General features: G+C 69.3%; 21 protein-coding genes and 1 tRNA gene. 17 read left to right on the top strand and 5 right to left on the bottom strand.

Annotated elements, in window-relative coordinates; all coding sequences use genetic code 11:
• Nucleotides 1-9 precede the first annotated feature (9 nt).
• Complete coding sequence (locus ACQUS7_RS13255; protein WP_435124616.1) at nucleotides 10-225, bottom strand: hypothetical protein; 216 nt, start codon at nucleotides 223-225, stop codon at nucleotides 10-12.
• 138 nt (nucleotides 226-363) lie between these two features.
• Here ACQUS7_RS13255 and ACQUS7_RS13260 point away from each other — a divergent pair, with 138 nt between their 5' ends.
• Together ACQUS7_RS13260 and ACQUS7_RS13265 are read left to right on the top strand one after the other, a co-directional pair.
• On the top strand, nucleotides 364-714 hold the full coding sequence (locus tag ACQUS7_RS13260; protein ID WP_435124613.1) for an Hsp20/alpha crystallin family protein: 351 nt from the start codon (nucleotides 364-366) through the stop codon (nucleotides 712-714).
• A 5-nt stretch (nucleotides 715-719) separates the two neighbouring features.
• Nucleotides 720-2516: an ABC1 kinase family protein gene (locus ACQUS7_RS13265; RefSeq protein ID WP_435147614.1), complete on the top strand. Its 1797-nt coding sequence runs from the start codon at nucleotides 720-722 to the stop codon at nucleotides 2514-2516.
• 56 nt (nucleotides 2517-2572) lie between these two features.
• Here the strand turns inward: ACQUS7_RS13265 and ACQUS7_RS13270 are convergent, their stop codons facing one another.
• The 3 genes from ACQUS7_RS13270 to ACQUS7_RS13280 all read right to left on the bottom strand — a co-directional run bounded on the left by ACQUS7_RS13270 (nucleotide 2573) and on the right by ACQUS7_RS13280 (nucleotide 4984).
• Nucleotides 2573-3475, bottom strand: a complete 903-nt coding sequence (locus ACQUS7_RS13270; protein WP_435124608.1) for an alpha/beta fold hydrolase — start codon at nucleotides 3473-3475, stop codon at nucleotides 2573-2575.
• Between the two features lie 68 nt (nucleotides 3476-3543).
• Nucleotides 3544-3954, bottom strand: coding sequence for a hypothetical protein (locus ACQUS7_RS13275; RefSeq protein ID WP_435124605.1), 411 nt, complete (start codon nucleotides 3952-3954; stop codon nucleotides 3544-3546).
• Nucleotides 3944-4984, bottom strand: coding sequence for a zinc-binding dehydrogenase (locus tag ACQUS7_RS13280; RefSeq protein ID WP_435147616.1), 1041 nt, complete (start codon nucleotides 4982-4984; stop codon nucleotides 3944-3946). Before ACQUS7_RS13280 ends, ACQUS7_RS13275 begins: the two co-directional genes overlap by 11 nt.
• 289 nt (nucleotides 4985-5273) lie before the next feature.
• On the opposite strand from ACQUS7_RS13280, the gene ACQUS7_RS13285 reads away from it, so the two are divergent.
• From ACQUS7_RS13285 to ACQUS7_RS13305, 5 genes are all read left to right on the top strand, one after another.
• The gene (locus tag ACQUS7_RS13285) at nucleotides 5274-6125 is read left to right on the top strand and encodes a helix-turn-helix transcriptional regulator (protein ID WP_435124599.1); all 852 of its coding nucleotides are present in this window, start codon (nucleotides 5274-5276) and stop codon (nucleotides 6123-6125) included.
• 37 nt (nucleotides 6126-6162) lie between these two features.
• A complete protein-coding gene (locus ACQUS7_RS13290) occupies nucleotides 6163-6888 on the top strand; it encodes a MogA/MoaB family molybdenum cofactor biosynthesis protein (protein WP_435147619.1) in 726 nt (241 codons plus the stop codon).
• A 95-nt stretch (nucleotides 6889-6983) separates the two neighbouring features.
• Nucleotides 6984-7562, top strand: coding sequence for a (d)CMP kinase (cmk, locus tag ACQUS7_RS13295; protein WP_435124594.1), 579 nt, complete (start codon nucleotides 6984-6986; stop codon nucleotides 7560-7562).
• 3 nt (nucleotides 7563-7565) lie between these two features.
• Entirely contained in the window at nucleotides 7566-8564 is a 999-nt protein-coding gene (locus ACQUS7_RS13300; RefSeq protein WP_435147621.1) for an RNA-guided pseudouridylation complex pseudouridine synthase subunit Cbf5, read from the top strand.
• A gap of 88 nt (nucleotides 8565-8652) precedes the next feature.
• Entirely contained in the window at nucleotides 8653-9789 is a 1137-nt protein-coding gene (locus ACQUS7_RS13305; RefSeq protein WP_435124589.1) for a succinylglutamate desuccinylase/aspartoacylase family protein, read from the top strand.
• Nucleotides 9790-9883: 94 nt separating this feature from the next.
• Here ACQUS7_RS13305 and ACQUS7_RS13310 read toward each other — a convergent pair whose 3' ends face one another.
• Entirely contained in the window at nucleotides 9884-11767 is a 1884-nt protein-coding gene (locus ACQUS7_RS13310; protein WP_435147624.1) for a mechanosensitive ion channel domain-containing protein, read from the bottom strand.
• Between the two features lie 193 nt (nucleotides 11768-11960).
• Between ACQUS7_RS13310 and ACQUS7_RS13315 the strand changes: the two genes are divergently transcribed.
• The 10 genes from ACQUS7_RS13315 to ACQUS7_RS13360 all read left to right on the top strand — a co-directional run bounded on the left by ACQUS7_RS13315 (nucleotide 11961) and on the right by ACQUS7_RS13360 (nucleotide 17938).
• Nucleotides 11961-12031 (top strand) — tRNA-Pro (locus ACQUS7_RS13315).
• Between the two features lie 66 nt (nucleotides 12032-12097).
• The gene (locus ACQUS7_RS13320; protein ID WP_435147626.1) at nucleotides 12098-12355 is read left to right on the top strand and encodes a DUF7563 family protein; all 258 of its coding nucleotides are present in this window, start codon (nucleotides 12098-12100) and stop codon (nucleotides 12353-12355) included.
• Nucleotides 12352-12939, top strand: a complete 588-nt coding sequence (locus ACQUS7_RS13325; protein ID WP_435147628.1) for a hypothetical protein — start codon at nucleotides 12352-12354, stop codon at nucleotides 12937-12939. The genes ACQUS7_RS13320 and ACQUS7_RS13325 overlap by 4 nt, the downstream gene beginning before the upstream one ends.
• Complete coding sequence (locus ACQUS7_RS13330) at nucleotides 12936-13448, top strand: DUF488 family protein, N3 subclade (RefSeq protein WP_435147630.1); 513 nt, start codon at nucleotides 12936-12938, stop codon at nucleotides 13446-13448. Before ACQUS7_RS13325 ends, ACQUS7_RS13330 begins: the two co-directional genes overlap by 4 nt.
• A complete protein-coding gene (locus tag ACQUS7_RS13335; RefSeq protein WP_435147632.1) occupies nucleotides 13445-15415 on the top strand; it encodes a hypothetical protein in 1971 nt (656 codons plus the stop codon). Before ACQUS7_RS13330 ends, ACQUS7_RS13335 begins: the two co-directional genes overlap by 4 nt.
• A gap of 292 nt (nucleotides 15416-15707) precedes the next feature.
• Nucleotides 15708-15938 carry a hypothetical protein gene (locus ACQUS7_RS13340; protein ID WP_435147634.1) on the top strand — a complete coding sequence of 77 codons (231 nt, stop codon included), beginning with the start codon at nucleotides 15708-15710 and terminating at the stop codon, nucleotides 15936-15938.
• A complete protein-coding gene (locus ACQUS7_RS13345) occupies nucleotides 15935-16237 on the top strand; it encodes a hypothetical protein (protein WP_435147636.1) in 303 nt (100 codons plus the stop codon). Before ACQUS7_RS13340 ends, ACQUS7_RS13345 begins: the two co-directional genes overlap by 4 nt.
• Before the next feature lie 383 nt (nucleotides 16238-16620).
• Complete coding sequence (locus tag ACQUS7_RS13350) at nucleotides 16621-16884, top strand: hypothetical protein (protein ID WP_435147638.1); 264 nt, start codon at nucleotides 16621-16623, stop codon at nucleotides 16882-16884.
• A 467-nt stretch (nucleotides 16885-17351) separates the two neighbouring features.
• On the top strand, nucleotides 17352-17549 hold the full coding sequence (locus tag ACQUS7_RS13355) for a DUF7557 family protein (RefSeq protein ID WP_435147640.1): 198 nt from the start codon (nucleotides 17352-17354) through the stop codon (nucleotides 17547-17549).
• A complete protein-coding gene (locus ACQUS7_RS13360; protein ID WP_435147642.1) occupies nucleotides 17546-17938 on the top strand; it encodes a PIN domain-containing protein in 393 nt (130 codons plus the stop codon). The genes ACQUS7_RS13355 and ACQUS7_RS13360 overlap by 4 nt, the downstream gene beginning before the upstream one ends.
• Nucleotides 17939-17955 lie beyond the last annotated feature (17 nt).

Raw genomic sequence — 17955 nt, forward strand, 5'->3', positions numbered from 1 at the left:
CCCGTGCCGTCAGTTCGAGCCGCGGCGGGAGAGCAGTCTGCGGGCGCGGGTGCCGCGGCGCCGGACGCCGTCGAGCAGCCCGCGGACCGTGGCGACCGGCCTGACGGGCGCGATGACCTCCTCCGGCGTGTCCGGCGGGACCGCCGCGACAGACACCGGGACGTCGGGCGATTCGGCGTGCACTGGCGGCGACGCGTCCGTCTCCACGCTCCCCTCCTCGGACATGACTACCGGCAACGTAGGCCCCCTTTCTGATAAATCATTGGGAGAGGATAGCACACAGAGTTGTTCGCGGTCGGCAGTCCGCGGTCAGCGGTCGGCGGCACCGCGGCCTTTTTCGACCGCCCGGCCCAACGACGGTGTATGTCGAAGCTGCGCGAGGCGCTCCGGGAACTCCCCGAGGCCGTGTTCGCGGACCTCCTCGAACGCGACGACGCCTACCTGCTCGTCGTCGACCTGCCCGGCGCGTCCGCCGAGACGACCGACGTGGTCTTCGAGGGCGACCGGCTCCGAATCGAGGCGCGCCGCGAGAAGAAGCCGCCGGCCGAGTTCGACTACGTCGAGGAGAACCGGTCGCTGTTCCTCGAAGCGACGCTGCCGCTGCCGCGGGACGCCGCCGGCGACGGCGACGCCTCGATGGACCGCGGCGTGCTCGAGGTGCGGCTGCCGAAGCGCACCGCCGCCGAACACGCCGTCCCCGTCACGGACGAGTAACGCGGGTGGTGACGCTGGCATTCCTCCGCGCCTACAGGCGGTTCCCGGTCGTCGTCTACCGGTTCCTGCCGCTCGTCGTCGCGTACCTCCGCGACCGACGCCGGTTCCTGCTGTTCGGCCGGTCGCGCGACGTCACCCCCGAGACGCGGGTGCGGCGCGCCGAGGTGCTCCTGGAGACGCTGCTGACTCTCGGCCCGACGTTCATCAAGCTCGGCCAGATTCTGTCGACGCGGCCCGACGTGCTGCCGCCGGAGTACGTCGACGTGCTGTCGTCGCTGCAAGACGACGTGCCGCCTGCGCCGTGGAGCGACGCGGAAGCCGTGCTCGAAGCGGAGCTCGGCCCGGTCGACGACGCGTTCGACGAGTTCGACACGGAGCCGATTTCGGGCGCCAGCCTCGGGCAGGTGTACGCCGCGACGTTCCGCGGCGAGCGCGTCGCCGTCAAGGTTCGGCGGCCCGGCATCGAGGAACTGGTGAACGCCGACCTCCGCGTCATCAAGTGGCTGCTCCCGGTCGTGACGTGGTTCGTCGGCAGCGGCCAGGCGTTCTCGCTGTCGAACCTCGCCGACGAGTTCGACCGCACCATCAACCAGGAGATGGACTACCGGCGCGAAAAGCGGATGCTCGAAGAGATCCGCGGGAACGTCGGCGACCACGACCGCATCGTGATTCCGCGCACCGTCGACGACGCCTCCACCGGCCGCGTGCTCACGATGGAGTACCGGCCCGGCACGAAGATTTCGGACACCGAGGCGCTCGACGAGATGGGCATCGACCGGACGGAGCTCGCGTCGACGCTCGAAACCGTCTACCTGCAGATGATAATCGACGACGGCGTCTTCCACGCGGACCCGCACCCCGGGAACCTCGCGGTGACAGAGGAGGGCCGCATCATCTTCTACGACTTCGGGATGAGCGGCCGCGTCGACCCGTTCATCCAAGAGCGCATCGTCGACTTCTACGTCGCCATCGCGAACCAGGACATCGACGGCATCCTCGACGCGCTCGTCGAGATGGGGACGCTCAGCCCGGAGGCCGACCGGGACGTGATGGCCGACGTGATGGAGCTCGCCATCGCGGACGTCCGCGGCGAGGACATCGGGCAGTACCGCGTCCAGCAGGTCATCCAGCAGGTGGAGTCGACGATGTACGAGTTCCCGCTGCGGCTCCCGCAGAACATGGCGCTGGTGCTGCGGGTCGCCACCGTCGTCGAGGGCGTCTGCGTGACGCTCGACCCAGAGTTCGACTTCATCGACGTCGCCACGGACTACCTGAAAGCCGAAGGCTACCTCGAACGGTCCGCCGAGCGGTTCGCGAAGGAGGCCGGCGAGCAGGTGCGCGACACCGCGGAGGCGATGGTGACGGTGCCGCCGAAACTCGACAGCGTCCTCGACTCGGTGCAGCGCGAAGACCTCACCGTGAACGTCAACATCGAGGACGGCAACGACGTGCTCGACGACCTCGCGAAACGCATCTCGTACGCGATTCTGACCGCCGTCGGGCTGCTGTCTGCGGCCATCATCTACTCGTTCCGGACGCCGGCGACGGCGCTGCTCGACACGTACGTCGCAGCCGGAATCGTCGTCGCGACGCTGCCGATGCTGTTCTTCCTCTACCGGTCGTTCCGGCGGACGCGCGAGCGCGGCATCCAGGCGAGCCCGCAGTTCACGCGGCAGAAGATGCGGCAGCGGCAGAGCCCGGACGACTCCGACGGCGGCGCCGCCACGGGCATCGAACGCTCCGTCGACCGGGACGTCGGGGCGGGCGGCGACCGCAACGGCGGGTCGGACGACGAGAAGTAACGGCAGGCGGCCGGCGACCGGCGGCCGCCGCCCGACGACCGATGGCCGGCGACGGCCTATTCGAGTTCGTCGAGTACCGCGTCGGCGACGTCGACCGGGCGCTCGTGGTGGACCCAGTGGGTCGCGTCGTCGAACGTCGTGAGCCGCGCGTCGTCACAGCGGTCGGCGCTCTCGTAGGCGAGTCGCTTCGGAAGCACGCGGTCCCGGCCGCCCCAGACGACGCGCGTCGGGACGGTGACGCGGTCGGCGTCGGGCGTCGGCCGGTACCGGGCGGCGGCGCGGTACCAGTGCAGCATCGACCTGAGCGCCGCCGGCCGGCTCCACGCGTCGCGGTACCGCGACAGCGCCCGGTCGGAGAACGTCCCGGGGAGCGACGACCAGCGGAGCAGCCAGGTGAGCAGCCGCCAGTTCAGCGCGCGGCAGGCGGCCTCCGGCAGCGCCGGAAGCTGGAAGAACGCGGCGTAGCTCTGCCGGAGCAACTGGACCGGGTCGCTCGTCAGCGCGTCGCGGAACACCCTGGGGTGGGGCGCGTTCGCGGCGACGAGCGCGGAGACGCGGTCGGGGCTGTGGAGCGCGACCCACCAGGCGACGAGGCCGCCCCAGTCGTGGCCGACGAGCGCGGCCTCCTCGCGGCCGTACGCGTCGACGACGCCGGCGACGTCGGCGGCGAGCCGGTCGACGTGGTAGTCGCGGACGGCCGACGGCTTCTCGCTGCGGTTGTAGCCGCGCTGGTCGAGGGCGACGACGTGGTGGCCGGCGTCGGCGAGCGGCCGGAGCAGGTCGCGCCAGGCGTACCAGAACTCCGGGAAGCCGTGGAGCAGCACGACGAGGTCGCCCCGCGTCGGCCCGGCTTCGACGGCGTGGAACCGCCGGCCGTTCGCCTCGACGAACCGCGACTCGCCCGGGACGTCGTCCGGGAGGTCGGGCGCGCCGTCCGTGACGGGCGACGAGTCGGTCACGGGCGGGCGTACCAGCGGGCGCGGCGAAAACGTAGCGGCTCCCGCAGCGCGCCCGGCCGGCGACCCGCCTAGCTGCGGTTGCCCGCGGCGAGGCTCCACACCGCCGTCACGCCGAGCAGCAGCGCGGGGATGAACGGCAGCACGAGCATCGCGGCGAGGAAGTCGAGACCGAGTTCGTCGGGTGTGGTCGGCCGGAGGTAGATGATTCCGGGGACGACGAGGAACGCGACGACGACGACGGCGACGAGCACCCAGCCGGCGCGGCCGAGGTCCTGTTGCTCGTCGTCGTCCGCGTCGCCGTCCGCCGCGGCAGCGTCGCCGCCGTCGACGGCGCCCGGTCGGTGGACGTAGCCGCCCGGCTCGTCGCCAGCCGCGTCGGCGGTAGCCGCGTCGGCGTCGTCGCTGGCGCCAGTGCCGGCGGCAGCGCCGGCGTCCGCGTCGGTCTCCGCGGCGCCGGTGTTCGTCTCCTCAGAGTTCACTGTCTGGTTTCACCACCACCTTCCCAAAGCCCTCCCGGTTTTCGATGAGTTCGTGCGCGGCCGCCGGCTCGGACATCGGGACGACGTCGCGGACGCGCGGCTCGAAGGTGCCGTCCCAGACGAGTTCGAGGACGTCGTCGACCTCGCCGGGCGTCGCCATCGTGGAGCCGATGACCGACAGCTGGTTCCAGAAGATGCGGTTGATGTCGGTCTCCGGGCGGCCGCCGGTGGTGGCGCCGCATGTGACGATGCGGCCGCCCTTCGCGAGCGACTTCAGCGAGTCGCGCCACGTCGCCGCGCCGATGTGGTCGACGACGACGTCGACGCCGCGGCGGCCGGTCTCGTCGCGGACCCAGTCCGCGAGGTCCTCCTCCTCGTAGTTCACGACGTGGTCGGCGCCGCACTCCTCGGCGTACCGCAGTTTCTCCTCGGAGGACGCCGTGGCGTACACCTCGGCGCCGACGTAGTCCGCGATCTGGACGGCGGCGTGGCCGACGCCGCCGGAGGCGCCGAGGACGAGGACGGACTCGCTCGGTTCGAGTTCGGCGCGGGTCACCAGCATCCGCCACGCGGTCTGGAAGACGAGCGACGCGGAGCCGGCGGTCTCCCAGTCGACGTGGTCCGGCACCGCGACGAGGTTGTCCTGCGGGACGGCGGCCTGTTCGGCGTGGACGCCGCGGACGTGTTCGCCGAGGATGTGGAAGTCGACGCACATCGACTCCTCGCCGTGCCGGCAGAACTCGCAGTCGCCGCAGGCGACGCCGGCTGAGACGGCGACGTGGTCGCCCGGCTCGAACCGGGTGACGTCGTCGCCGACCTCGGTGACGACGCCGGCGGCGTCGCTGCCGGGGATGTGCGGCATGTCGAGGTCGATGCCGGGCATCCCTTTCCGCGTCCAGATGTCGAGGTGGTTCAGCGCCGCGGCTTTCACGTCGACGAGGACGTCGTCCCGTCCCGGCTCCGGGTCGGGGAACTCGCCGTATTCGAGGACGTCTCGGTCGCCGTGCTCGGAGAACTGAACGGCTTGCATGATTGTTGATGACACCGCGGGGGTCAAAACGCTACCCCCGACTGTCGGCGGGTGGACGGCAGTGGTCGGCCGGCGAACGTCGGCAGTCGGCGGGCGCGCGAAGAGAGGGGGGACGCGGACTGCTGCCGGCTGGAGGGCGGTCAGTGGGGTGCCAGCGTGACCTGCTTTCGCCGCGGGCTACCTTACCCCACCGGTCGGGAATCTTCCCGCGTCGCGGGCGACCCCGGAGCCGGCGGGCGGCTTCCCGGAAGCGCAACACAAATGCGGGAGGAGCCGAGTTATCGGACAGATGAACGGTGCGGACACGGAGACGGTCGCCGACGTCCTCGCGAAGCGGCGCGACTGCCTCGACGCGCTCGCCGACGGCCCCGTCGAGAAGCGCGACCTCGTCGACAGGCTCGACACGCCGCGGACGACGCTCGACCGCGCGGTCGGCGAACTGACCGACGTCGGCCTCGCCGAGGCGGCGAACGGCGGCTACCGCGCGACGACGTTCGGCCGCGAGGCGCTCGCCGTCCACGACGACTACCGGAGTCGACTCGGCGGCCTCACGGACGCCGCCGAACTGCTCGACGCGCTCCCCGCGGACACGGCGCTGTGCGCCGACTTCCTCGACGGCGCCGACGTCCACCTGTCGTGCCCCGACGCCCCGGACGGCGTCGTCGACGTCCTGCTCGACAGCGTCAGCGACGACGCTCGGATTCGCGGCGTCGCGCCCGTCGCGCTCACCGGCCACGTCGAGTCGTTCGGCGACGCGGCGGGCGGCGGCGCAGAGCCGCCCGAGCTCGTCGTGACGCCGGGCGTCCTCGACCACCTCGTGGAGACGCTCGGCGACGGCGTCAAGCAGTCCGTCCGCGACGGCGAGATGCGGCTGCGGTGCGGCCGCGTGCCCGCCCGGTTCGGCCTGTGGCTCACCGGCGACGACCAGGCCGGCGTCGTCGTCTACACCGACACCGGCGTGCGGGGCGTCGCGCTCAACGACGACGAGGACGCCGTGGAGTGGGCCCGCGACCGGTTCGCGCGCGTCCGCGACCGGAGCGCCCCGGTCACGCCGGCCGTCGTGGACGACGTCGCCGCGGGCGACTTCGACTTCTCGGCCGACCGCGCCGACGCCGACGTCGACGCCGACGCCGCCGGGTAGGCCCGGAGTTTTGTGACCCGCGGCCGTACCGCGAGCCGTGACCGACGAAGCCAGCCACGGCGGCGGACGCGACGCAGACGGCGAGCACGCCGACGACAACGGCCATCGAGGCGCGGACGGCGACCACGCGACCGACGACGACCACGACCACGCGGACGGACACGACCACCACGGCGACGACCACCACGGCGACGACCACCACGGCGACGACCACCACCACGAACACGACGTCGACACGGTCGGGTACGCGGTCGTGACGGTGTCGTCGACCCGCCGCATCGACGACGACCCGTCCGGGGACGCCGTCGTGGCCGCCGTCGAGGACGCGGGCGGCGAGGTGGCGACGCGGGACCTCGTGAACGACGACTACGACGGCGTGCAGAGCGCGGTGGACCGGCTGGTGGAGCGCGACGACGTCGACGTCGTGGTGACGACCGGCGGGACGGGCGTGACGCCGGACGACGTGACCGTCGAGGCGGTGCGGCCGCTGTTCGAAAAGCGGCTGCCGGGGTTCGGAGAACTGTTCCGGACGCTCTCGCGGGCGGAAATCGGGACGGCGGTCGTCGGCACCCGCGCCACCGGCGGCGTCGCCGACGGCGTCCCCGTGTTCTGCCTGCCGGGCAGCGAGAACGCGGCGCGGCTCGGCGCCGAGGAGATTATCACGGCGGAAGCGGGCCACCTCGTCGGGCTGGCCACCCGCGGCGAACACGACGACGAGAACGGCGACGACGAGAGCAGCAGCGGGACCGGCGACGGGAACTGAGTCGCGGCGGTTCGGCCGGCGTCGGCGACACGGGAACGCGGCGCACGGGGGCGCGGGATGGACACCTTCTTGGGTGCGAGCGGCGGAGTGACGCTATGTTGATTACGGTCTCCGGCCCGCCGGGCAGCGGGAAGAGCACCACGGCGGCGTCGCTCGCGGAAGCCTTCCAGCTGGAGCACATCTCCGGCGGCGACATCTTCCGAGAACTCGCCGCCGAACGCGACATGACGCCGGTGGAGTTCAACGAACTCGCCGAGGAGGACGACCAGATCGACCGCGACCTCGACCGGCGGCTGCGCAGCGTCGCCGTCGACCGCGACGACGTGCTGCTGGAGTCGCGGCTCGCCGGCTGGCTCGCGGCCGAACACGCCGACCTCCGCATCTGGCTCGACGCGCCGCTCGGCATCCGCTGTGAGCGCATCGCCGACCGCGAAGGCAAGCCGGTCGAGCAGGTCCGCGAGGAGACGCGGCGCCGCGAAATCAGCGAGGCGAAGCGGTACCGCGAGTACTACAACATCGACATCGGCGACCTCACCATCTACGACATCAGCTACAACACGGCGCGGTGGTCGCCGGAGGGCGTCCTCGGGATGTTGACGACCGCCATCGACTCGTACGACCCCGACACGGACGAGGGGAAGGCGCCGGTGGAGAACGTCGACTACGACTTCTGACCGATGCGTCCAGCACCCGACGACCGGAGCGTCGACGACCTGCTCTCGTTCGGCGTCGTCAACCTCGACAAGCCGCCGGGGCCCTCCGCCCACCAGGTGAGCGCGTGGGTCCGCGACGCCGCCGGCGTCGACCGCGCCGCCCACGCCGGGACGCTCGACCCGAAAGTGACGGGCTGTCTCCCGGTGCTGACGGGCGATGCGACCCGGCTCGCGCAGGTGTTCCTCGAAGGCGCCAAGGAGTACGTCGCGGTGCTGGAACTGCACGGAAGCGCGCCGACCGACGCCGAGCGCGTCGTCGCGGAGTTCGAAGGCGACCTCTACCAGAAGCCGCCGCGGAAGTCCGCCGTGAAGCGCCGGCTCCGCACCCGCGAGGTGTACGCGCTGGACGTGCTGGACTCGACGGACCGGCAGTTACTGCTCCGCGTCCGGTGTGAGTCCGGGACGTACGTCCGGAAACTGTGTCACGACGTCGGGCTGGCGCTCGGCACCGGCGGCCACATGGGCGACCTGCGCCGCACCGCGACCGACCCGTTCGACGACCGCGACCTCCACGCGATGACGGACCTCGTCGACGGCCTCGCGTTCGCCGGCGCCGGCGCGGTCGACAAACACGACGGGGGGGACGGCGACCGCGACCGCAACGACGACCGCGACCGCGACCGCAACGACGACCGCGACGGCGACGCCGCCGAGCCCGACGAGTCGCTGCTGCGAGACGTGGTTCAGCCGGCCGAGCGGGCGCTGACGCATCTGCCGCGGGTCACGGTCGCGGAGAGCGCGGCCGCGGAAATCGCGAACGGCGCGCCGGTGTACGCCCCCGGCGTCCTCGACGTCGCGCCGGCGACCGACCCGGTGCCGGAGTTCGCCGGTGACGCCCCGACAGTGGGCGACCTCGTGGCGTGCTACACGCCGAACGGGTCGGCGGTCTGTCTCGGCACGCTCGTCGGCGACCCGGAGGCGTCGAGCGGCGAGGTCGTGTCGCTGGAGCGCGTGCTCGTCTGACTCGGCGCGGCGTCGCGGTCGGCGACGTCCGTCCACCGTAGCGTGCCGGTGAGCCGAGGTTTTTCCCGCCCAAGAGCGACGGTGCGGTATGGACGAGACGCTCGAAGTCGGGTCTACGGCGGCTGCACCGGGCGAATCGGCCGACGGCTGGCTGGTGGCGGCGGACCACCCGACGGGGCGCGCCGAGCGCCTCCCGGTGGTGGTCGTCAACGGCGCGGCGGACGGGCCGACGCTGTGGGTGACCGGCGGCGTGCACGGCGACGAAGCGACCGGCGTCGCGGTCGCGCAGGACGTCGCCGTCGAGGCGCGGGGGCTGGCGGCCGAACTCGCCGGCGCCGTGGTCGTGGTGCCGACGGTGAACCCGGCGGGGCTCCGGCGGAACGAGCGGACGTCGTACTACGGCGACCACGACCCGAACCGGTACTTCCCGGACGTGGAGCGCGAGTCGACGCGGCCGCCGGAGACGCAGGAGCGAATCGACAGCCGGCTGTACGAGGCGTTCGCGGAGACCGCGGACCTGCTCGTGGACTGCCACACGGCGCAGGTCGGCTCCGTCCCGTTCAGCATCCGCGACCGGGTGCTGTACGGCGACGAGCGCACTGAGGCGGAGGCCGAGGCGCTCTCGGAGGAACTCGGCCGGCTGGTGTCGGCGTTCGGGCTGCCGGCGCTCCGGGAGTACCCCGCCGAGGAGTACGTCGAGGAGTCGCTGCAGCGGTCGCTCGCCGGCGCGGCGCTGAACACCGCCGGCGTCCCGGCGTTCACCGCGGAGCTCGGCGGGCACAGCGTCGTCGAGGAGGACGCCCGCGCGGCCGGCGTCGCCGGTGTCTTCGGGGTCGCCGTCGAGTTCGGGCTGCTCGACGCGCCGCCGGCCGACGTCGGCGAACCGGGCGACGGCGTCCCGGACGCCCCGGTCGACTACCCGGTGCGTCGGTTCGTCGGGCCGCGCACCGACACCGCGGGGCTGGTTCGGCACCGCGTCGAACCCGGCGACGAGGTGTCCGCCGGCGACGTCGTCGCCGACGTGGTGTCGCCGCACGGCGCGCCGCTCGCCGAAGTCGAATCCGACCGCGACGGCTACGTCGTCGCGCACGCCGAAGGGCTCGCAGCCTACGAAGGCGAGGCGGTGGCGAGCATGGCGGTCCGCGACGACGGGCCGCTCGTCGTGCCGCGCGACCCCGACGGCGGAGACGACGGAAACGGCGGCGGCGACGACGGCCGAGCCTGACACGGCAGGAGACAACTCCGGCGGCGGCCGCTGAAACGGCGAATCCGAACGGCCAGAACCGAGGTTCTGCGTCGCCGCCGACGTCTGCGGTGCTTCACACGTCGCCGTCACCAGCAGCGGCGTCGCCGTCGGCGTCGTCTTCGTCCGGGTCAGGCGCGTCCGATTTGTCGGGCGCGTCCGGAGTATCCGGCGGGTCGCTGCCGCTCTCGGCGCCGTCCGCGTTCGACGCCGAACCGCCGCCCGTGCGCGCGTCCCGGGTCGAACCGTCATCGTCGCCGTCGAGGAAATCGAGGCCGTCGTCGTCGCGGTCGCGGTCGGCGCCGCCCGAACGGCCGGCGCTCCCGGCGTCTGAGTCGGCGCCCGAATCGGGCGGGTCTGACGCGTCCGGCGCGTCGTAGCCCGGCGGCTGCTCGTCCTCGTTCGGGCCGACTCCGTCCACGAGGTCGTCGTCGCCGTCAGTGAGTTCGTCGACCGCGCCCTCAGGTTTCGGTTCGGCGGCGCTGCTGTCCGCGTCCGGTTCGTCGGGGGCGTCCGGCGCGTCGTAGCCCGGCGGCGTCTCCTCGCCGCTCCCGACCCCTTCGACCAGGTCCGCGTCGCCGTCGGTGAGTTCGTGGACGGCGGACTCCGAGCGCCCCGGCCGAGCCGCGTCTTCGGGGTCCGGCTGGTCCGACGGGTCGCCCGACCGCGTCGCGGTGCGCCCGAACGGCGCCGTGAGCGCCGCAGCGACCGACGCGAACACGCCGCGGCCGCGGGCGGTGTCGGATTCGTCCGGCTGGTCTGGGGCGTCAGACTGCGGGCTCCGCGCCGCCGACGCCCCGAACAGGAACCGCTTCGCGCGGTCGACGACGCCCAGCCGACGCGTCCGGTCGGGCGGGTCCGGCGCGTCCGACTGCGGCGACGACTCCCCGCCGCCGGTCGGCAGTTCCTCCGGGAGTTCCTCGGGCAGCGCCGCGTCGATGTCGGAGCTGATGGCCTCGAGCGCCGCAGCGTCCGTCAACTCCTCCACCGGGCCATCGGCGGTCGTCTCCCGCGTCCGCTCCGCACCGGCCGACTCGTCCGTGGACACTGAGAGCTCCGGCCGCGTCACGGTGTCGACGTGCGACGGCGAATCCGCGTCGTCGCCGTCGACGCGAGTCACGTCGAGGTTCCCGACGAGCCGCCGGTGCGGCACCGGCATCGTGATGCCGCGCTTCTGGAACCGCTCTTTGACGGCGTGTGCGAGCGCCGACCGGGTCTGGACGACCGCGGCGTGCTCCGGCGGCTGAATCCAGACCGCCGCCCGCAACACGACCGCCGACGCCCCGAGTTCCGCCGTGAACACGGACGGCGACGGCGTCTCACGGACCGTCTCCAGCCGAGCCGCCTCCTCCAGAATCACGTCCGACGCGGCGCCGATGTCCTCGCCGTAGCCGACGCCGACGCTGAACGTCTCCTTCACGTAGTCGTTGTTCGAGTGGTTCGTCACCGCCGCGTTCGCCAGGTCCGAGTTCGGCACCGTGATGGTGCGGTTCTCGAACGTCCGCACCCGCGTCGTCCGGAGCGACACCGACTCGACGACGCCGGCGTACTCCCCCCACGCCACCCAGTCGCCGACCTCGAACTGCGGGTCCGAAATCATGAACAGGCCGCTCACGAAGTTCCCGATGACGTCCTTCGCGGCGTAGCCGGCCGCAATCGTCCCCGCCGCACCGACGGTCGCGGTCGCGCTGACGACGTCGTCCAGCCCGGCGAGCGTCAGCCCGGCCCACAGCGCCGCGACGTACACCCCGACGCCCACCACTTTCTGCGCCAGCTTCCGCACCGCCGGGTCGCCGAGCGACTCCCGCCGCCGCAACACCCAGTCGACGGCCGGCTCAATCAGGAAGTTCCCGACGAGGTACACCGCAGACGCACCGACGACGAACCCGACGACCGCCTGCACCACCGCGTCGACCGGCACCGACGGCAGCAGCACCCCCCACGGCAGCAGCGCGTTCATGGAGGAACCGACGCCCGGCCGCCACTAAACGCCGAATCTATCGTCCCCCCAACCCGGAATCAGTCCGGGACCGACCCAATCCACCCCGGCCACGAAGACCCCTCCGGACCGCCACGGACGACGACGGCACCCGACGGCTCTCCCTCCCCCGAAACGAAGCGCTTAACCGACGCCCTCGCCTCCCTCTACCTGCGGGACCGTAGGGTAGTGGTATCCTCTGCCGATGGGGTCGGTAGGACCTGAGTTCGAATCTCGGCGGTCCCATAAACCTTCTGACAACACTCATCCGCCTCAGTGTAACTGCCACCAGACGCAACCGAGGTGGGGGGTGTGACAGCCCGACTCGACAACGAGGCGGGCGATACATCCTGCCGTAACTGCGGCACCCACGTCTCCGAACGCTTCGCCGCCGTCTTCGGCGACAACAACGACCAAGTCCACCGCTGCCCCGCCTGCGACTCCACACCGCGGCTCGACCGCGGAACCCCCGCAGGCAAATCCGTCCACATCCCCGACCCCGAAGACCAATCTGTGCGGCTCCGCGGCGGCCGTGTCCGCGCCCGCGACGACGAAGGTGATGGCAAATGAGCGCCAACCGAGGCCGCTCCATCGCCGCCCGCGACGCACAAATCCGACGCGAACTCGAACCCGACGTCGGCCCCCTCGACGATGACGCCGACTGCGACGCCGGCCCCTGCACCGAGTCCGCCGTCTTCGCGGTCCCTGCTCCAGAAGGTGGCGAAGCTCGGTACTGCCCGTATCACGTCGCGTGGTTCCGGCAGCAGAACCCAGAGATTTGGGAGCGACTCGAAGCCGCCCCCGAACGCGTCCTGGACGAAGACCCGAACGACTTCGCGACAGTCGGCAATCGGTTCGTCGCACTCGCGGACGCGCCCGAGACGCTCGCCGATGACACGCTCGTCCGCGTCGCACTCCTCGTCAACGGGCAGGCCCTCTACGAGAGCGAAGAACCCGACGAAGCCGAGACCGTCGACTACGTCGCCGTAAACCGGCGCCTCGACGTCACCGCTTCCGCCAAGGTACCGGTCGAGAAAGCCGGAGAGTGGCTTCGCGGGAACCGCCGCAAATACGGCTGGCTTGCCGTCGAGGATGACGTCGTTCGCGCGCTCCACGGTGACCGAGACGCGCCTGTCGGAGGTGACGGACAGTGACCGTCCGAACGACGTACTTCGGCGGACTTGGCAGCGTAGTCGAGCCCGCCGAAGACGAGCTCGTCCTGGGCGTCGTCCGCTACCCACAGGAGTTCGTCGAGGATGTCGTTGACCGAAACGTCCCGGCGCTCGCTCCACCGCCGTCACTGCTCGACGCGTACAAGACCGTTGAATCCGCCGCGGAGCGAGACGGAGCCGACGACCCGGCGGCAACCGCCTGGAACAGCGTCGACTTCGAAGAGCGGTACCGCGGTTTCATCGAGAACCCCGGTCAACAACAGGTCCTCTCGAACCTTCGTGAACAGGCCGCGGACGGCACCGGCGTCTGGCTCGTCTGCTGGGAAAAAGACGCAACCCACTGCCACCGACGGCTACTCGCCGAAATCCTCGCCGAATCGGCCGGCGTCGACATCGAACACCGCCCCCATCCGAACACGCTCGAGAGAACGAAGGAAGACGACGAGCCAGAACCGACTGCGATCGACGATTTCGGAGGTGACGGCCGGTGAGCGCCGACACCGCGATAATCCGGACGTGCCCCCACGAGGCCCGCATCAACCTCAACTACGCCACGAAGGGGTCGCTCGCCGACAACATGGCGCCCTACTGGGCTATCTGTCGGTTCATGCGCCAGCTCGACGGCGGCACCACTCTCGACGCCCGCTTCCCGTGGCTCGCCGGTGTCGACCCGCACCCCGTCTCGGAAGCCGACCCCGTCGACGACGACCCGCGCGAACAGGTCGAGGTCTCGCTGTACTACGGGACCGACGACGACGGTGACTACGCCGGGAAAATCGCACCACACCCCGATTTCGACCTCCCGCAGGACCGCTCTATGTGGGAGCCGCGCATCCACGTCGACGGCGCCGGTGAGAGAAAGGCCAACTTCCACGTGCGGCCACGCTACGACGGCATGACCCACGTCGAGACCGGGAACTCGATCCCCTCGCCGTTCGACCATCCGGACCAGCCCGACACCGGATTCAACGTCGAGGTTCAGGGCTCGAACCTCGAGCCCGACGAGTACCCGCACTGGCTTCGTTGCGCCTGCAGCGCCCTCGCTCAGGCGCTCGGCGACGACTGGAACAGCGACTACTTCACCCGGCCACTCCCGACGAGCAACATCGGCGCCCACGAGCGGTACGTCCGGCTCTCGCGGTCGATTGCCGAAAAGCTCACTCGGATGGGCGGCGCCTTCCAGCAGCTCGCGATGCTGCTGTCCACGCAGGATACCTCGAAGGGAGCGTACTTCTGGGACAGCGGCGACGACCACGGCGCCATGTACCGGCTCGTCTCACACGCCGACGCCGCCTCGTCGATGATTCCCAGCCACAGTCTCGGGACGCAAGCCAAGTGCTACGACCCCGAGCACGAACACTCCGACCCAGAGGACCCGCTGTACCACCCGAAGTTCGGCGTGCTGTTCCAGAGGAAGGTCTCTGACATCCGCATCAACTCCGACACCGTCGCCTGGAACCGCCGGTACAACCTCGTCGAAGAACTCGAGGAACGACTCGTCAACATCCTCACGTGGGCGGGCATCCCGATCGCACCCGACGCGCTTGGCTCCTCGAACGACAGCGCAGCTGCGTTCGTCGAGGACTGGCACTTCTCGCCAGCCCCGACACAGCGTGACATCGAACTGTTCGACGACCCGACGCCCGAAATCGAGCGCTCCCAGGAGTCGATGCTGGTCCGGTCCTTCCAGCGCATGACCACCTCCGACCTCTCGCTCACCGAGCAGCTCGTCGCGGACGGTGGCCGCGCCCGATACGACGACCTCGCCGAGCAGTCCGAGACGAGCGAGACTACCGTCTACCGCTGGCTCAGCCGGATGGGCGACGCCATCGAATCGCAGAACGGCGTCATCTCGTTCAACTCAGCGCATCTCCGCGAACAGTTTGAGGAGATCCTCGGCCGAACTGTGACGACCGTCGAGAACGCGGTCGACCAGGCCGTCCGTGCAGCCGACACCGTCCTCGAGAAGGACGCGTATCAGCGGGTGCCAGGAGACCCGTTCGACAGCTGGCGCGAGAAGTGGGACGCAGTCGTCGACGACGACGGCCACGAGCTGCACCTCGGCTCCTGCCTCCCGCACCCCGACGAAGGACTGCATGCTCCCGTCACCGCCGGCGACGTCACCACGGACGGGTTCGAAGCGTGGCGAAACGCGGGCAAGGCGCCGGGGAACTTCCCGAAGCGCGTCCGCTGGAGTGACGCGTCCGGCACCGAGCACGTCGAGGACGCCAACACGCTACTCCGACACGACCCGAGCGAAGCCGCCGAACAGGCCATCGAGAAACTCGCCCGGAGATTCCGCGGGAAGGACGTCGTCGACGCGATCGAGCAGGTGCGCCGCATGATCGAGGCCGGAACCACCTGGACTCCCGAACAGATACAGACCGCCGTCGAGCGCGCCGGCTTCGATATCGACGTTGAGGAGCACGCCGTGAAGACGTTCGAGATCCCCGGCTGAAGCGGTCCTCGTGAGAGGCATCACTACCCAGCACCCCTTTATTCCGCCGTCGCGCGACAGTAATTCCCGGTAGCGTGTCGTTTCTGTGAACGGTTCGGTGTCACGACCGCAGAGCCGCGGCCGGCCATCCGCACCGACCGGGCAGTACCCCTTAGGGAGTGTGCCTAAGGGCACCCCCCTACGGGGGGACAACAAAATACCCCCCGCACCGCTTCGGGCGGCGCGCGAAAATCAGCCACCCCTTGCAGATATGCGCGGGCCGATTAAGTGACGAGGCGTCGTCGAGCCGCGCATGCCCGAAGCAAGTATCACCGACCGTATCTGGATTGTCGCGCTCCGTCGGTCGGAACCATTCACCGTCGAGGAGGTCGTCGACGAAACAGGAGCAGGCGAGCGCACCGTCCGCCAGCACCTGTCCGTACTCGCGGAGAACGGCTTTCTCGGCCGACGCGGGGGGCGCGGGGCTACTAAGGTCCGGTACGTCCGCAGTGAACCTGTGACTCCAATGGAGGCAAGCAGATGATTATTGACCCCACGAGCATCGTCGACGCCCTCCCGGCAACCGAGTTGTCCGAATCGGCCGTCGAGGAGTTGGCAGACCACGACGCGATTGACCGTACACGGGTCGAATTAAAGTCGGATGCCCTCGGTCCGCAGGGCTATCGAACAGAGCTCGTCGAGGCGTTCTGGGTCGAGATTGACGGCACAGCCCACGTTCTGCAGTACGAGAATAACGGATGGGCCCACCGCGGCACGTTCGAACCAGACGGCCTCGAGGACCACGAACTCACGGAGACGGCATTCGAGAAGATCAACTACTGAATCACCTTCGTGAGTGTGAACTCGCGGCCAGAATCTCGGCGGTTTCAGTGCCGCTAATTCGGACTACTTTGACCTCTGAAAGAGCCCTAATCCGGGGTATATAAGCCATCTCGACAGCGCCCACGCACCCCGTGGGGGGTATTCGCGATCATATCTGAATACCGCGCGCGCGTATTCTTCACCGTCAGAACTGTGAGCGGTCACCCTGGGCCCACACTGGGCGTATTTCCGAACGGCGACCCCCGAAGAATTTCGGTGAGATTCGGTCGTCCTGCAGAGCTAGCTTCGTCGATGAATCTCGAAGGGATTGCCCCGATGTCCACAGTGAGAGAGGCGTGGTCACGCGCGGACCGTTTATCACGTCCGGTCAGTACCCTCAGACCATGCAGACGCTCCAGAACAAGAGCGGAAGTGGCGTCGTGACGCTTCCCAAATCGTTCCTTCAGCGCGACGACGTCCTCGACGACGGCGAGATCCCGAACGAGCAGAACCTCCTCGTCGACCGACTCGGTCGCCGTGTCTACCTCGTCCGGCTCGTCGACGGCGGAACCATCCCCGAGGCCGAAGAGAGCGAAGCCGTCCAGCGAATCGTCGCCCGCAAACTTATGGACCAAGACGCGCTCGGTCAGCCCCGCACAGCAGACTAATCGAGGAGTATTTTCTCCCTGTCATCAACTGTAGCCGTTGCTGGCGACTCACGAATTCGGCAACCTCAACTCTCAGGGAACCTATTAATCTGCCAGATTCGTCGTTGAAGCAGCCGCTAACACAGTCTACGAACTGACCGGAGCAATTTTCTCTGTACTCTCTTTGGCGGAAGATACGTATGGAATCGACCAACGTGAAAGGAATGTTCGTAGGTGTACAGATGACCTTAGTTGGTATCTTTCTGCGGCAACTTGTCGGGAATGACCCTTTGTTAACTGCTGCCAGTATTCTCCTTGTCGTGATCGGAGTCCTTGTCACGCTCCTATCGTGAACTGAAACCCTCCATATCGACTGATAGGTTCACCATCTGTACTTACCCAACACACGATAGCACAGATTTCCGTAGTGGATTGTACAAAGCCTCATACCCGCAACTTTCTCGGCCTTGCATACAGTACGTATACATATGAGTACGAGTATCCGTGTCTCCGACGAGACGAAACGGAAGCTCTCGAACCTCAAGCGGGAAAGCGAGACGTGGGACGAGTTCCTCAAGCGGCTCGCCAACGACGAGGAACCGATCAACGTCGGTGCGTGGTCTGACGAAGAAGCAGACCGTGCCCGCGATGCCGTCAGCCGGTCTCGAGAGAGTTTCCGGCAGTGACGTTCCTCGACTCGTCAGTCATCATCGACATGCTCGCCGGTGTCGACGACACGGTCGAGTTCGTCGAAGAGCAAGGCGAACCATACCTCACGTCCACGCTCTGTGTCTTCGAAGTCGTTGACGGGAAGCTCGGTGCCGGCTCGACTGACGTCGCAGCCGCCCGCGAGGACTTCGGCGGCGTCACCGCTCTCAAGCTGACCGAGAGCATCGCGCTAGAAGCCGCACGACTACAGGACGAACTCCTCGACGACGGGCAACGGATGGCGACCCGCGACCTCCTCATCGCCGCAACTGCTCGGTCAACCGGGGACCAGTTAGTCGTCGCAGATAGCGACTTCCAGACCGAAGTTCTGGAATCCTACCTCACAGTGACTAACCTCGGGGAATAGCTCCAGCTACCGGTATA

Origin of the sequence: Halobaculum sp. P14 (assembly GCF_051195155.1) — an archaeon.
In the GTDB taxonomy this organism is placed as follows: domain Archaea; phylum Halobacteriota; class Halobacteria; order Halobacteriales; family Haloferacaceae; genus JBNTKA01.